At 72.5% G+C, this 13,887-nt stretch carries 14 protein-coding genes; 5 read left to right on the forward strand and 9 right to left on the reverse strand.

What is annotated here, in order from left to right; genetic code table 11:
• Positions 1–186 precede the first annotated feature (186 nt).
• A complete protein-coding gene (locus OG927_RS06325; protein WP_056786339.1) occupies positions 187–798 on the forward strand; it encodes a hypothetical protein in 612 nt (203 codons plus the stop codon).
• Positions 799–1,049: 251 nt separating this feature from the next.
• Here OG927_RS06325 and soxR read toward each other — a convergent pair whose 3' ends face one another.
• Positions 1,050–1,523, reverse strand: a complete 474-nt coding sequence (soxR, locus tag OG927_RS06330; protein ID WP_056786336.1) for a redox-sensitive transcriptional activator SoxR — start codon at positions 1,521–1,523, stop codon at positions 1,050–1,052.
• 166 nt (positions 1,524–1,689) lie between these two features.
• Between soxR and OG927_RS06335 the strand changes: the two genes are divergently transcribed.
• Entirely contained in the window at positions 1,690–2,151 is a 462-nt protein-coding gene (locus OG927_RS06335) for a MaoC family dehydratase (RefSeq protein ID WP_056786333.1), read from the forward strand.
• A 30-nt stretch (positions 2,152–2,181) separates the two neighbouring features.
• On the opposite strand, the gene OG927_RS06340 is transcribed toward OG927_RS06335, so the two are convergent.
• The 3 genes from OG927_RS06340 to OG927_RS06350 all read right to left on the reverse strand — a co-directional run bounded on the left by OG927_RS06340 (position 2,182) and on the right by OG927_RS06350 (position 4,442).
• Positions 2,182–2,805: a TetR/AcrR family transcriptional regulator gene (locus tag OG927_RS06340; RefSeq protein ID WP_056787447.1), complete on the reverse strand. Its 624-nt coding sequence runs from the start codon at positions 2,803–2,805 to the stop codon at positions 2,182–2,184.
• A gap of 85 nt (positions 2,806–2,890) precedes the next feature.
• Positions 2,891–3,181 carry a YiaA/YiaB family inner membrane protein gene (locus OG927_RS06345; protein ID WP_056787444.1) on the reverse strand — a complete coding sequence of 97 codons (291 nt, stop codon included), beginning with the start codon at positions 3,179–3,181 and terminating at the stop codon, positions 2,891–2,893.
• Positions 3,182–3,290: 109 nt separating this feature from the next.
• Positions 3,291–4,442 (reverse strand): acyl-CoA dehydrogenase family protein, encoded by a 1,152-nt coding sequence (locus tag OG927_RS06350; RefSeq protein ID WP_056786330.1) that lies wholly within the window; start codon positions 4,440–4,442, stop codon positions 3,291–3,293.
• Between the two features lie 62 nt (positions 4,443–4,504).
• On the opposite strand from OG927_RS06350, the gene OG927_RS06355 reads away from it, so the two are divergent.
• From OG927_RS06355 to OG927_RS06365, 3 genes are read left to right on the forward strand one after another with little or no spacing between them, the layout of a single operon-like run.
• Positions 4,505–5,206 carry a TetR/AcrR family transcriptional regulator gene (locus tag OG927_RS06355; protein ID WP_241191971.1) on the forward strand — a complete coding sequence of 234 codons (702 nt, stop codon included), beginning with the start codon at positions 4,505–4,507 and terminating at the stop codon, positions 5,204–5,206.
• 15 nt (positions 5,207–5,221) lie between these two features.
• Positions 5,222–5,950 (forward strand): ArsR/SmtB family transcription factor, encoded by a 729-nt coding sequence (locus OG927_RS06360; RefSeq protein ID WP_056786328.1) that lies wholly within the window; start codon positions 5,222–5,224, stop codon positions 5,948–5,950.
• 44 nt (positions 5,951–5,994) lie between these two features.
• On the forward strand, positions 5,995–6,951 hold the full coding sequence (locus tag OG927_RS06365) for a DMT family transporter (protein ID WP_330319828.1): 957 nt from the start codon (positions 5,995–5,997) through the stop codon (positions 6,949–6,951).
• Positions 6,952–7,037: 86 nt separating this feature from the next.
• On the opposite strand, the gene OG927_RS06370 is transcribed toward OG927_RS06365, so the two are convergent.
• The 5 genes from OG927_RS06370 to OG927_RS06390 form a co-directional block, all read right to left on the reverse strand.
• Positions 7,038–8,117, reverse strand: a complete 1,080-nt coding sequence (locus tag OG927_RS06370; RefSeq protein WP_056786324.1) for a Zn-dependent alcohol dehydrogenase — start codon at positions 8,115–8,117, stop codon at positions 7,038–7,040.
• A 31-nt stretch (positions 8,118–8,148) separates the two neighbouring features.
• Complete coding sequence (locus OG927_RS06375; protein ID WP_056786322.1) at positions 8,149–9,543, reverse strand: aldehyde dehydrogenase family protein; 1,395 nt, start codon at positions 9,541–9,543, stop codon at positions 8,149–8,151.
• A gap of 144 nt (positions 9,544–9,687) precedes the next feature.
• Positions 9,688–11,022, reverse strand: a complete 1,335-nt coding sequence (locus OG927_RS06380) for an ABC transporter ATP-binding protein (RefSeq protein ID WP_056786319.1) — start codon at positions 11,020–11,022, stop codon at positions 9,688–9,690.
• A gap of 117 nt (positions 11,023–11,139) precedes the next feature.
• Positions 11,140–12,432: an MFS transporter gene (locus tag OG927_RS06385; RefSeq protein ID WP_056786316.1), complete on the reverse strand. Its 1,293-nt coding sequence runs from the start codon at positions 12,430–12,432 to the stop codon at positions 11,140–11,142.
• Entirely contained in the window at positions 12,432–13,868 is a 1,437-nt protein-coding gene (locus tag OG927_RS06390) for a CitMHS family transporter (protein ID WP_056786313.1), read from the reverse strand. Before OG927_RS06390 ends, OG927_RS06385 begins: the two co-directional genes overlap by 1 nt.
• Between the last annotated feature and the right edge of the window lie 19 nt (positions 13,869–13,887).

The raw sequence follows: 13,887 nt of genomic DNA on the forward strand, positions 1-13,887 counted from the left end.
CCGCCGGTAGGCCACCCCGGTAAGATGAACATCAGTCACTTTTTCCGAATCGCCACACGCCGCCACACCGTCTCTCGGGAAACCGTCTCATTCCGTGGACGGTTATCACCTTTCGATGGAGCCGAATCGGGCAGTCGTACGTCCATCCCTTGACGCCGAAGTACGAGCGACGGAGGTGGCAGTGCCATGGCCGGTTTCCGGAGTCTTGCGAGACAGGTCCGCGATCAGCGGGGCGATCTGGCTTTGCGGCGGTATTCGCTGCGCAAATGCCTGGAGCGGTTCGCCCCCTACGGTCACCGCGCGACCTGGGATCACCTGTGTGCCCGGCACGGGATCGAGCCCGAGGACCGGGCTCCCGACCCGGTGCGTCTGATCCGCGCACTGGAGGAGCTGGAGGACGCGCGGGCCGTCTGGCTCGCGTACGAGACGGGCTTCGCCGAGCGGCGGCGCCGCGAGAAGCACGACGGGCTGCGCCGGCCGGGCACGTTCGACGACTGGCACCGGCGCACTTGGGGCGGCAACGGCGTCGCCCCCTGCGACGACCCGGAGATCCACCCGACCGCACCGCTGGCCGAGGTGCTGGGGCGGCTGATCGCCGCCCTCGGCTCGGAGCCGGGCGCCGCCTGCCCGGTCTGCGCGGGAACCGGCATCGCCTGGCGGCAGGACCTCGACCGTGAACCCTGGTCCGGGCCGGTCTGCACGGGATGCGGCATCGTGGTCCCGCGGCCCGTGCTGACCGAGCGGGCACTGGCGAAGGCCCGGGGGGGACGGACGAGGAAGCTGGCATCGGCGGCCTGAGGGGCCCGGGGCGCCGGGCCGCATCGCACCCCCTCGGGACCCGGACCGCCGCAACCCGCGCGGACCCGGACCGCCGGAGCACGGGAGCCCGACAAGCCCGACGTGACGCGGCCACCGCAACGCCTCGCACCCACGCGACCCGACCGCGGCAACCCACGCGACCCGGACCGCCGCACCACGGCACACCCCGCGTGGGCCTGAGCCGCGGTCGGCATCCGGGCCCCGTGCGCCCGGGCACGGCACGGGCGCGCCTACGAGCGGTCCGCAGCCCTGCGCTCGGGCATCAGACGCGACCCGGTGATCCGCTCGCCGGAGATGTCGCCGGGGTTGGACAGCACGCAGTTCTCCAGCGACAGGCACCCGCAGCCGATGCAGTCGGTGAGGTGGTCGCGCAGCCGCCCCAGCTGCTCGATGCGCTCGTCCAGCTCCGAGCGCCACGCGTGGGAGAGCCGCGCCCAGTCCTCGCGGTTCGGAGTGCGCTCCTCCGGAAGCTCGGCGAGCGCGTTCCTGATGGTGGCGAGCGGAATCCCCACCCGCTGCGCGGCGCGGACGAACGCGACCCGCCGCAGGGCGTCCCGACTGTAGCGGCGCTGGTTGCCACTGGTGCGGCGGCTGCTGATCAGGCCCTTGGCCTCGTAGAAGTGCAGGGCCGACACGGCGGCGCCACTGCGCGCGGAGAGCTGGCCGACTGTGAGTTCATGAAGTGTCTGCGGGATCTGTGGCACTCCCCGAACCCTACTGGCCCCGTCTCGGCCGCCGCCGCCCACTTGGAATACCCGGGACGGTCCGTCGTTGACAGGGGCGCACTGCCCCACCATGCTGAGCAAGCGCTTAGACACCGCTCGGGGCGTGCGCCTCGGGGCTGACAGCCGGAAGGCAGGGACCAGGAACATGGCAGAGCCGAAGATCTTCACGTCCGCACAGGAGCTGCGGGACGGAGTGGGCCAGGAGCTCGGTCACAGCGATTGGCTGGAGATCGAGCAGAAGCGGATCGACCTGTTCGCCGAGGCCACCGGCGACCACCAGTGGATCCATGTGGACCCGGAGCGCGCCGCGGCCGGCCCCTTCGGCACGACGATCGCCCACGGCTATCTCACGCTGTCGCTGCTGCCCGTGCTCGTCCCGCAGATCCTCCGGGTCGAGGGCGCGAAGATGGGCATCAACTACGGGACCAACAAGGTCCGCTTCCCCTCCACCGTCCCGGTCGGGTCGCGGCTGCGCGCCACCGCCGTGCTCAGGAGCGTCGAGGAGGCGGGCGGCGGGGTGCAGGTGACCGCCCTCGTCACGGTCGAGCGCGAGGGCGGCGACAAGCCGGCCTGCGTCGCCGAATCGGTGTCGCGCTACTACTTCTGAGCCGTACGGGCGCGCGGCACGCTCCGGGTACTACTTCCGGGGGCCGACCATGCGCAGGACGAGGTCGGCGTAGAGCGTGCCGACCTCGTCCGGCGTCCGGCTGCCCTGCGCGTTGAACCAGCGCGCCACGTCGATGCAGAGCGACAGCACGGCCAGCGTGGTGCCCGGGACGTCGGGGACGTCGAACTCCCCCGTCCGGACGCCCTCGCTGATGATCCGGCGCACCGCGGCGTCGCTCTTCCGGCGCAGCTCGACGATCTCCGCACGGTGTTCGTCGCTGAGGGCTTCGAGCTCGTACTGGACGACCCGGGCGGTGGTGTGGCGCTCGGCGTGCCAGCGGACGAAGGCCTGTACGGCACCTGCGAGCCGCTCGGCCGCGGTGCCGTCCCTGTCGGCGGCCGTCTCCAGGAGGAGCAGGGCGCGGTCGTGGCCGATCCTGCTGATCCGGTGGAGCAGCTCCTCCTTGGTCTTGTAGTGGATGTAGAGCGCGGCCGGGCTCATCCCGGCCCGCCCCGCGATGTCCCGCGTGGTGGTCGCGTGATACCCGCGCTCGGCAAAGGCCTCGACGGCCGCGACGAGCAGTCGCCGGGCCGCCTCGGGCGTGACCTCGCTCCACGGCGTGTTCTCGCCGTCGGTCTCCTCCGCCGTGCTCATGTTCACGTGCCCCTTTCCCCTCGCAGGACGAACACCATACCGCGAACCTGAGCAAGCGCTTAGGGGACGCCGGTGGCCGGGACCGTCAGAGCTTCTGGAAGGGGTCGTGCTCGGCGAGGATCTTCTCCAGCCGGGCCTGGTCGACGCGGTTGGTGATCTGCCCCGCCTCCTGGCGGTCCCTGATGACCTTGGCCAGAGTGAAGCACGAAGTGACGAGGTAGAGAACGCCGATGGCGAGGAAGGCGCGCACCCAGCCGTCCGCGTCGAGGAAGAAGATACCGAGGGCCACCGCGCCCATGGCCACCCCGAAGGAGAGGACGGCCTGGCCGTAGAAGGCCGCGGTGCTCTGCTGCTTGACCGATGTTGTCTCACTCATGCTGCACAGCATCGGGCGAGGGGGCGCACGCCACATCCGTAGGCGTACTCAGTCGGTACTCATCCGTCCTGACCGCAAGGGGGCGAGGGGGCCGGGGCGGCACCGGCGGTCAGAACGCGGAGACCCCGGTCAGCGCGCGGCCGATGATCAGCTTCTGGATCTGGCTGGTGCCCTCGTAGAGGGTCATCACGCGGGCGTCCCGCACCAGCTTGCCCACCGGGTACTCGTCGATGTAGCCGTAGCCGCCGAACACCTGGAGGGCGTTGTTGGCGGCCCGGACGGCCGCCTCGGAGGCGAAGAGCTTCGCCGTGGACGCGGCGGTGGCGAAGTCCTTGCCGCGGTCGACGAGGTCGGCGACGCGCCAGGTCAGCATGCGGGCCGCGTCGACGTCCACGGAGATGTCGCTGATCAGCTCCTGGACGAGCTGGTAGCTCGCGATGGACTTCCCGAACTGCTCGCGCTCACCCGCGTAGCGCACAGCGGCGTCGAGGGCCGCCTGGGCGATGCCGACGCAGCCGGCCGCCACCGACATCCGGCCCTTCGCCAGCGCGGACATGGCGATGGAGAAGCCCTTGCCCTCCGGCCCCAGGAGGGTGGCGGCGGGGACGCGGACGTCCTCCAGCACCAGCTCGGCCGTGGCCTGGCCGCGCAGCCCGAGCTTGCCGTGGATGGTGCGCCGGGTCAGGCCCGGGCTGTCGGCGGGCACCAGGAAGGCGGAGACACCCCGGTGGCCGGGGGCGTCGCCGGTGCGGGCGAAGAGCAGGACGACGTCGGCCCAGGTGCCGTTGGTGATGAACATCTTGGAGCCGTTGATCACGTAGTGGTCACCGTCGCGCACGGCCTTCGTGGTCAGGTTGCCCGCGTCGGAGCCGGTGCCCGGCTCCGTGAGGCCGAAGCAGCCGACGGCCTCGCCCGCGGTGAGCCCCGGCAGCCACTGCCGCTTCTGCTCCTCGCTGCCCCAGGAGGCGATCGTCTTGGCGACCAGGCCGAGCGAGACGGACACGATGCCGCGCACCGAGGAGTCGCCGCGCCCGAGCTCCTCGGTGACCAGGCAGTAGGCGAGGTGGTCGCCGCCCGAGCCGCCGTACTCCTCGGGGACGGTCAGACCGAGGAAACCGAGGTCTCCCAGCTTCTTCACGATCGACTTGTCGACGCTCTCGGCCCTGTCCCACGCGACGGCGTGCGGAGTGATCTCCCGTGCGACGAAGTCCTCGGCGAGCTGCCGTGCGGCTTCCTGCTCCTCGCTCAGCTCCAGGTTCATCCTGCCACCCACTTTTAATTAGCACTGCTAGTTTTCTGTTGGCAGGCCCTACTATGTGCCGCATGGCCCGACCGCGCAAGCCCCTCCTCAGCAGAGACCGCATCGTCGAGGCGGCGAGCGCGCTCGTGGACGCCGAAGGGCTCGACGCCGTCTCGACCCGCCGCCTCGCGGCCGAGCTCGGGGTGAGCGGCCCCTCGCTCTACAACCACTTCCGGAACAAGGACGAGATCCTCGACGCGGTCGCCGACGCCGTGTCCGCCCAGGTCGATCTGTCGATGTTCGAGGAGTCCGACCCCCGCGACTGGCCCGCCGCCCTGCACGACTGGGCCGTCTCCTACCGAGCGGCTCTCTCCGCGCACCCGCACATCGTCCCGGTGCTGGCCCAGGGCCCGGGGCGCCGGCCGGCCGGGCTGCGGGTCGCCGACGCCGTGTTCGGCGCCATGGTCCGGGCCGGCTGGCCGCACGCCCAGGCGACGTACATCGGCGCGCTCATGCGCTACTTCATCACCGGATCCGCGCTCGGTTCCTTCGCCCGCGGCTTCGTCGACGACGAGACCGCCTACGACCCCGCCGACTACCCCCACCTCGGCCAGGCCCATCTGCTGGCCGACCGCCGCCAGCAGGTCGACGAGGGCGCCTTCGAGACGGGGCTGCGGGCCCTGCTGGACGGCCTGGCGCTCCAGTACGAGCAGACCGTGGCGACCGGCACCGCCGCGTCGGGCACGGCAGGGGTGACGGTTCGGCACTCGCCGAACCGTTCCTGACGCATCCTGGACGGTATGGCCCGTACGCCGTCGCACGACCCCGCCGCACCCCGCCTCGCCGCTCTCGCCTCGCTGCTCGCGGACGAGACCCGCGCCTCCTTCTGTCTCGCCCTGCTCGACGGCCGGGCCTGGACGGCGGGCGAGCTGGCCCGGCACGCCCGGGTGGCCCCGTCGACCGCGAGCGAGCACCTGGGGAAGCTGGTCGCGGGCGGTCTGCTGGCCGAGGAGCGGCAGGGCCGCCACCGCTATGTGCGGCTCGCCGGAGCGCGTGCCGCCCGGCTCGTCGAGGAACTCGCCGCGCAGGCCGCCCCGGGCCCGGAGGAGACGCACCCCAGGACTCTGGGCGCCGCGGGCCTGAGCAGCGCACTGGCCAGGGGACGCACGTGCTACGACCACCTGGCCGGGCGGCTCGGCATCGCGATCACGGACGCGATGACCGCCCGGGGGCTGCTGCGGCAGGACACCGGCTTCGCGCTCACCGAGGACGGGCTGGACTGGTTCGGCGCACTCGGTGCGCCTCTGGACACGGCGTCACGACGACCCCTCGCGCGCGGCTGCCTGGACTGGACCGAGCGCAGGCCGCACCTGGCGGGCGCCGCGGGTGCCGCCCTCTGCGGGCACGCGCTGGACGCCGGATGGTGCGAACGGATCGGATCGGGCCGAGCGGTCCGGGCGACGCCCACCGGACTGCGGGCGCTGTCGGAACTCCTGGGCATCGACCCCGCCACGATTGACGGGCCCTGACAATTCGGTGGGTGCCGCAGCGTTTGGGACCTACGGTCGTGGCCATGACGACGACACCCGCACCACCTGCGGCTTCCTCACCCGTCCGGGACTGGCGCGCCCCGGCGGCCGTGTGCACCACCGTGGTCCTGTGGGCCTCCGCCTTCGTCTCGATCCGCAGCGCCGGCGAGGCGTACTCGCCCGGCGCGCTGGCCCTGGGCCGACTGCTCGCGGGCACGCTGACACTGGGCGCGATCCTTCTCCTACGCCGTGAAGGGCTGCCGTCGCGGGCCGCCTGGCCGGGCATCCTCGCGTCCGGGCTGTTGTGGTTCGGGCTCTACATGGTGGTGCTCAACTGGGGCGAACAGCGGGTCGACGCGGGTACGGCGGCCATGATCGTGAACATCGGACCGATCCTGATGGCGCTGCTGGGGGCCCGGCTGCTCGGAGAGGGGCTGCCGCGCCGGCTCCTCACGGGCATGGGGGTCTCGTTCGCCGGGGCCGTCGTGGTGGGCCTCTCCATGTCCGGGCACGGCGGCTCCTCGGTGCTCGGCGTTCTCCTGTGCCTGCTGGCCGCGGTGTCGTACGCGGGCGGGGTGGTCATCCAGAAGCCCGCGCTGCGCCACGGATCACCTCTGCAGATCACCACGTTCGGCTGCCTGGTCGGTACGGTCGCCTGCCTGCCCTTCACGGGGGTGCTGGTCTCCGAGGCGGCCGACGCCCCGCTCTCCGCCACACTGAACATGGTCTATCTCGGTGTCTTCCCGACGGCTCTGGCCTTCACCACCTGGGCCTACGCCCTGGCCCGGACCACGGCGGGCCGGCTGGGCGCGACGACGTACGCGGTGCCCGCCCTGGTGGTGCTGATGTCATGGCTGCTGCTCGGCGAGGTGCCGGCGCTGCTCACCGTCGCGGGCGGGCTGCTCTGCCTGACCGGGGTGGCGATCTCCCGGACCCGGGCGCGCACGGCCTCCCGCACGGACACGGACGGCGAGGAGCCGGCGGCGGCCCGGGCCTCCTGAGCCGCCGCCGACCGCCGTGCGGGGTCCGGGGCCACCGCCCCGCGCGGTCCCCGGGTCCCCTGCGTCCCTGTCCCCCGCGTCCGGATCTAGAAAATGACCAGCGCGCGGCCGCCCCTGCCCGCGATCATGTTCTCGAAGGCTGCCGGAATGCCGTCCAGGCCGATGCGTTCCGTCACCATCATGGAGAGGTCGAACCGGCCGGCCCGGATGTGTTCGGCGAGCACCGGCAGATCCCGCGCGGGATCGCTGTTGCCGTACACGCAGCCCGTGAGGGAACGGCCCCAGTGGAAGATCTCCAGGGCGTTGAAGGTCACCGGCTGGTCCTTGCCGCCGATGCCGACGACCGTGGTGCGGCCGCCGCGGCGGGTGGACTCCCAGGCCGCGCGGATCGTGGCGGCCCGTCCCACGCACTCGACGGCGACGTCCGCCCCCTGGCCACCGGTCAGCTTGCGGATCGCGCGCGGGGTGGTGTCCGAGGCGACGACGTAGTCGGTGGCCCCGGCCCGGCGGGCGAGCTCCTCCTTCTCCGGCGACACGTCGACGGCGATGATCCTCGACGCCCCCGCGATGCGGGCGGCCTGGAGGACCGCGAGGCCCACCCCGCCGATCCCGTGGACGACGACGCTCTCGCCCTCACGGACCCGGGCGGAGTGGTGCACCGCCCCGTATCCGGTGAGGACCGCGCAGCCGAGCAGGGCCGCGTCGGTGAGCGGGATGCCGGCCGGGGCGGGCAGGACGCAGTTGGCCGCCACGACGGTCTCCTGCGCGAAGGCCGCGACGTTCAGTCCGGGGTGGAGCTCCGTGCCGTCGGCCGTACGGGCGTGGACGGCGGCCGCGCCCTTGAGCGCGTCGGCGCAGAGCCAGATCTCGCCGATCCCGCAGTGGAAGCATTCTCCGCAGGACGGCGCCCAGTTGAGGACGACCTGGTCGCCGGGACCGACCTCGGTGACGCCCTCGCCGACGGCGAGGACCGTGCCCGCCCCCTCGTGGCCGAGGACGGCGGGGACGGGCAGCCGCATGGTGCCGTTCGACAGGGACAGGTCGGAGTGGCAGACCCCGGCGGCGGCGAGGCTGATCCTCACCTGGCCGGGGCCGGGCTCCGGGAGGGTGATGTCGGTGATCTCCAGGGGAGCTCCGACGGCGGGCAGTACAGCGGCGCGGACCACGAACAGACTCCTCGGTGGATCGGAGGGGGACTCAGAACTGGAGGGACTTGGTCTGGAGGTACTCGGAGAGGCCGTGCGGGCCCAGTTCGCGCCCCACGCCCGACTGCTTGTAGCCGCCGAAGGGCGCCAGCGGGTTGAAGCGGCCGCCGTTGATGTCCACCTGGCCGGTGTCCATGCGCCGGGCGAAGGCCACGGCCTCGGCGTCGTCGGCGCCCCAGACGGCACCGGCCAGCCCGTACACGGTGTCGTTGGCGATCCGCAGGGCGTCGTCCACGTCCTCGTACCGCAGGATCGAGAGCACCGGGCCGAAGATCTCCTCCTGCGCGATGGTCATGCCGGGCGTGACGTCGGCGAAGACGGTGGGGCTGACGTAGTAGCCCTGCTCCTTGGGTGCCTCGGGGCCTCCGGCGACGAGACGGGCGCCCTCCTCGACGCCCTTCTCGATGTAACCGCGCACCCGGGCCTGCTGCTTGGCGTTGACGACCGGGCCGACCCTCTCCCCGGGGACGTACTTGGCGACGGCCGCCGCCGCGAGGGCCACGGCCTCCTCGTAGCGCTCGGCGTCGACCAGCATGCGGGTCCAGGCGCTGCACGTCTGGCCGGAGTTGGACATCACGTTGGCGACGCCGACGTTGACCGCCCTGGCGAGGTCGGCGCCGGGCAGGATGACGTTGGCGGACTTGCCGCCGAGCTCCAGCGCGACCCGCTTGACCGCCGCGCCCGCCGTGGCGCCGATCTGCCTGCCGACTGCGGTGGACCCGGTGAAGGACACCAGGTCGACGCCCTCGTGCTCGGCGAGCGCCTGTCCGGCGACCGCGCCGAGGCCGGTGACCAGGTTGAAGACGCCGGCCGGCAGGCCCGCCTCCCCGGTGGCCTCGGCGAAGAGCTGGGCCGTGAGCGGGGTGTCCTCGGCGGGCTTGAGGACGACGGTGCAGCCCGCGGCGAGCGCGGGGGCCACCTTGGCGACGATCTGGTGGAGCGGGTAGTTCCAGGGGGTGATCGCGCCGACGACGCCGACGGGCTCCAGCAGGACGGTGGAGTTGCCCAGCCGCTCCTCGAAGGAGTGGGTGGCGGCCAGTTCGGCGTACGAGCCGGCGACCAGCACCGGTACGGCCGCGTGCACCGCGCGGGACAGCGGCAGCGGCGAGCCGAGCTCGGCGGTGACGGTCTCGGCGATCTCCTCCTGGCGGGCGGCCAGGACGTCGCGCAGGGCGCCGATCCGGGCGGCACGCTCGGCGGGCGGGGTGGCGGCCCAGCCGGGGAACGCGGCGCGGGCGGCGCGTACCGCGGCGTCGACGTCCTCGGCGCTGCCCGCCGGGACATGGCCGATGACCTGTTCGTCGGCCGGGTTCACGACCGCGATCGTGTCCCGGCCCGAGGCGGGCCGCCACTCCCCGCCGATGTACATCCCGTCATGCGCCTTCATGGCTGTTCCTCCCGGGCTTCGCTGTGCCTGCCGCCGAAGCAGTGCGTACGGACCGATGCCGTCCCGGCCCCAAACTAGCGCTGTTAGTTTTTCGGCGCCAGGGAACGGCTGGAGACACAGGTCACGCGCGGCCGCGGGCAGCGGTCACACGTCGAGCCCGGGGATGTCCCTGGGCAGGGGGCAGATCCGGCGCCCGGAGTGGTCGAAGACGTACAGGTGCGCCAGGTCGACGAGGAGCGGCACCTGGCCCCCGGTGCGCAGCCGCAGGTCGGGGCCGGTGCGGACCACGAGGTCGCTCGCCGTGACGGCCGGACGGTCGGGGCCGCGCACGGCGTACCGCTCCGGGGCCGGGGGGTCGAGTACGGCGACGGAGCCGGCGGCTCGCTGCCTGAGGCGTTCCAGCACACCGGTTCCGCCGCCCCCGGCACGGCGGCGCTGGGGCGTCCGCGGCCGGGCGGACTCCAGGTCGGGCACCACGGCGGGCCGCGAGCCGGTGTTGAGGTGGACGAGCGCCTCGTGCCCCTGGTACTCGACGTGCTCGACGATGCCGCTGAGGGCCACCTCTCCGGGGCGGGCGTGGCTGGGCGGGGCGATCCGGACGGCCTCGGAGCGCAGGCCGACGATGACCGGGCGGCCCTGCTGGATGCGGAGCAGCTGGTGGTCGGGGCTGAGCGGTTCGGGCAGCGCGAGGCGCTGGCGGCCCAGGTCGATCGACATCCGGCCCTCCAGCGGGGCGTGGACGACGGCCTGGAGCAGGTTGATCCTCGGGGTGCCGATGAACGCGGCGACGAACACGTTCTCCGGCAGCGCGTAGACCTCGCGCGGCGAGCTGACCTGCTGGAGCACCCCGCCGCGCATCACGGCCACCCGGTCGCCGAGCGACATCGCCTCGGCCTGGTCGTGCGTGACGTACACGGTGGTGACGCCCAGCTCGGCGGTGAGCTGGGCGATCTCGGCGCGCAGGTGGTTGCGCAGCTTGGCGTCGAGGTTGGAGAGCGGCTCGTCCATCAGGAAGGCGGAGGGCCGGCGCGAGATGGCGCGGCCCATCGCGACCCGCTGGCGTTCGCCTCCGGAGAGCTGGCGGGGGTAGCGGTCCAGCACGCTCTCGATGCCGAGCATCCTGGCGGTGGACTCGACCCGCTCGGTGTGGTCGCGGCGGGAGTTCTCCAACTTCAGCGGGAAGCCGATATTGGCTCGATTGGTCATGTTCGGATAGAGCGCGAAGTTCTGGAAGACCATGGCCATGCCGCGTTCGCGCGGCGTCAGGTCGTTCGCCGGCTCGCCGTCGAGCAGCAGCTCTCCCTCGGTGATCTCCTCCAGGCCCGCGATCATGCGGAGCACGGTCGACTTTCCGCAGCCCGAGGGGCCCAGCAGCACCACGAACTCGCCGGGGGCGACGGAGAGCGAGAACCGGTCGACCGCGCGCGGGGACCGTCCGTACGTCTTGCTGACACTGCGCAGGGAGATGGCACGACTCATGTTTCCGCCCGGGAGGGAAGGGTGGCTGCGCGTGGGGAGTGGCTGCGTGGCCTGAAGTTAGCCCACCGGGCGGGGTGTGGGAATGATTCGTGCAAGGTTGATCGGTTCCGGGATGTGTCAGGCGGGATTCCGGTTCGCGCGGGGTTCCTCGGCGTCCGGAGCGGGCTCGGCCCGAACGGGGTCCGCGGCCGGGTCGGGGGCCGCCACCGGGGCGGGAGCGGGCTCCGCGGCCGGGACCCGGCCGCTGCGTAGGCCGAGTCCGGCCGCCCCGACCAGCAGCGCTCCCAGCATCACGAACGGCGCGGCGCTGCCTGCGACACCGGCGATCAGCCCGGCCGACGCGGGGGCCGCGACCTGGCCGAGGCGGTTGCCGGTGAGCCTGAGGGCGAGCGCGGTGGAGCGGGCCGCCGCGGGGGCGGCCCGGACGACCGTGGTCATCGAGAGCGGCTGGCCGACCCCGAGGCAGAAGCCCATCGCCGCGAGCATCACGGCGAGCGCCCAGACGGGCACCGGCAGGGCGATCCCCGCGCACAGCAGACCGCCGAGCAGGCAGGTCGTGGTCAGCAGGGCCGTCCTGCCGAAGAGGCGCAGCATCGGTGTCATGACGAGCCGGCACGCGATGGTGGCTGCGGCCCGCAGGCTCAGCAGCAGTCCGACCGTGGCGGGCGCGATGCCCCGGTGCTCTCCGACGACCGGCAGGTAGGCGGTGAGGATGTCGGTGGCGGAGAGCACGGCGAGGCTGATGAAGATGCCGGCCGGCACGCCGCGGGTCCGCAGGATCCGGCCGACCGGGACCTTGTCCGCGGCCGGCTTGGGGGAGCCTGCGGCCCTGCGGTGCTCGATGCGCCACAGGGCGGTGAAGGAGACGGCGGCGACGGCGGCCGACACGAGGAGCGCGAGGGCGCTCGTACGGGCCATGGCGCCGTCCCGCTCCGAGACGAGGTATCCGGCGGCGATCGGTCCGACGAGCTGTCCGAGGGAGGCCCCGATGGTGAAGTGGCCGAAATTGCGGTCCTGGTCGGCGGGGGCCGACTGCCGGGCGACCAGCGACTGGGCGCCGATCACGAAGCAGAGGTGTCCCAGGCCCATGACCCCACTCCAGGCCGCGAGCGCCGGGAGCGAACGCGCGCCGCCGCTCAGCGCGCAGCCCCCGGCGATGAGGACGACGCCGAGGGGCAGCAGGGGCGCGCACCGGCCGTGGTCGGTCCTGCGGCCCAGCGGCACGGCGGCGAAGAGCGGGAGCAGCGCGTACGCTCCGGCGATGACGCCGATCGCGCGCTCGTCGGCCCCCAGGGACAGGGCCCGGTAGGAGACGGCGGGCCGCGCCATCGAAACCGCCCCCTGCGCGAAGGCGAAGGCGATGACGAGGCGCAGCAGCCAGCCCCTGCCGGGCCGTGACGGGGTGGGCATCAGATGATGCCGAAGAGGATTCCGGCGCCGAGGACCACCAGCGAGGTCAGCGCGGCCCACTTGACGGTGAACCTGGTGTGGTCGCCGAATTCGACCTTCGCCATGCCGACCAGGACGTAGACGGCGGGGACGAGCGGGGACGACATGTGGAGCGGCTGGCCCACCAGGGACGCGCGGGCGATCTCCAGCGGGGAGACGCCGTGGGCGGCGCCGGCCTCGGCGAGCACGGGGAGGACCCCGAAGTAGAAGCCGTCGTTCGACATGAAGTAGGTGAGGGGCAGGCTCAGGAGGCCGGTGACGAGGGCCATGTGCGGGCCCATCGCCTCGGGGATGGCGCCGACGAGCCAGTCCGCCATGTGTTCGACCATGCCCGTACCGGTGAGGACACCGGTGAAGACCGCGGCGGCGAAGACCATGCCGGAGACGTTGAGGACGTTGTCCGCGTGGGCGGCGAGCCGGGCCCGCTGGTCGGGCATGTGGGGGAAGTTGACCGTGAGGGCGAGAGCCGCGCCGAGCAGGAAGAGCACCGGGATCGGCATAAGTTCGAGGATCATCGCCGCCAGCAGGGCGACGGTGAGGCCGGCGTTGAACCAGTAGAGCCTGGGCCGCAGCGTGGACCGGTTGGGGTCCAGCCCCTTGAACTCCTCGTCCGGCTCGTCCGACTCGTCCGGACCCGCCGGCTTCCCGGACTCGTGCGGCCCGTCCGCGGTGCCGCCCGTACCGCCGCCCCCGGCCTGTGGCGTTCCCTTGGCGAGCGCCCCGCCGCCCGTCCCCACGAGGACGGTCTCGGGTTCCCGCACGAGCACCTCGTCGAGCGTGAGCATGCCCAGACGCTTGCGTTCGCGGCGCCCCAGGACCCAGGCCAGCAGGATGACGGCGAGCAGTCCGACGGCGAGCGCCGGGATCATCGGGACGAAGATGTCGCCCGCGTCCAGCTTGAGGGCGGTCGCCGCACGGGCGGTGGGGCCGCCCCAGGGCAGGGTGTTCATGACGCCGTTGGCCGTGGCCGCGATGCCGGTCATCACGACCAGGCTCATCTTCAGCCGCTTGTAGAGCGGGTACATCGCCGAGACGGTGATCATGAACGTGGTGGAGCCGTCGCCGTCGAGCGAGACGATCGCGGCGAGCAGCGCGGTGCCGATGACGATGCGCATCGGGTCGGCCTTGCAGAAGCGCAGGATGCCCCGGACGATCGGGTCGAAGAGGCCGACGTCGATCATCACGCCGAAGTAGACGATGGCGAACATCAGCATCGCCGCGGTCGGCGCCAGTGTGCCGACGCCTTCGATGACGTAGTCGCCGAGCTTCGCGCCCTGCCCGACGGCGACACAGAAGAGTGCGGGGATCAGGACCAGCGCCGCGATCGGCGACATCTTCTTCATCATGATCAGGACCAGGAAGGTCGCGATCATGGCAAATCCGAGGATTGTCAGCATGTGTGGGATACCTCACGTT

Source organism: Streptomyces clavifer, assembly GCF_036345975.1.
Classification (GTDB): domain Bacteria; phylum Actinomycetota; class Actinomycetes; order Streptomycetales; family Streptomycetaceae; genus Streptomyces; species Streptomyces clavifer.

Excerpts from the sequence above, each read along its gene's own strand:
- OG927_RS06325 (WP_056786339.1), top strand. The coding sequence starts at position 187 with ATGGCCGGTTTCCGGAGTCTTGCGAGACAGGTCCGCGATCAGCGGGGC.
- OG927_RS06335 (WP_056786333.1), top strand. The coding sequence starts at position 1,690 with ATGGCAGAGCCGAAGATCTTCACGTCCGCACAGGAGCTGCGGGACGGA.
- OG927_RS06340 (WP_056787447.1), bottom strand. The coding sequence starts at position 2,805 with ATGAGCACGGCGGAGGAGACCGACGGCGAGAACACGCCGTGGAGCGAG.
- OG927_RS06345 (WP_056787444.1), bottom strand. The coding sequence starts at position 3,181 with ATGAGTGAGACAACATCGGTCAAGCAGCAGAGCACCGCGGCCTTCTAC.
- OG927_RS06350 (WP_056786330.1), bottom strand. The coding sequence starts at position 4,442 with ATGAACCTGGAGCTGAGCGAGGAGCAGGAAGCCGCACGGCAGCTCGCC.
- OG927_RS06355 (WP_241191971.1), top strand. The coding sequence starts at position 4,505 with ATGGCCCGACCGCGCAAGCCCCTCCTCAGCAGAGACCGCATCGTCGAG.
- OG927_RS06360 (WP_056786328.1), top strand. The coding sequence starts at position 5,222 with ATGGCCCGTACGCCGTCGCACGACCCCGCCGCACCCCGCCTCGCCGCT.
- OG927_RS06365 (WP_330319828.1), top strand. The coding sequence starts at position 5,995 with ATGACGACGACACCCGCACCACCTGCGGCTTCCTCACCCGTCCGGGAC.
- OG927_RS06375 (WP_056786322.1), bottom strand. The coding sequence starts at position 9,543 with ATGAAGGCGCATGACGGGATGTACATCGGCGGGGAGTGGCGGCCCGCC.
- OG927_RS06380 (WP_056786319.1), bottom strand. The coding sequence starts at position 11,022 with ATGAGTCGTGCCATCTCCCTGCGCAGTGTCAGCAAGACGTACGGACGG.
- OG927_RS06385 (WP_056786316.1), bottom strand. The coding sequence starts at position 12,432 with ATGCCCACCCCGTCACGGCCCGGCAGGGGCTGGCTGCTGCGCCTCGTC.
- OG927_RS06390 (WP_056786313.1), bottom strand. The coding sequence starts at position 13,868 with ATGCTGACAATCCTCGGATTTGCCATGATCGCGACCTTCCTGGTCCTG.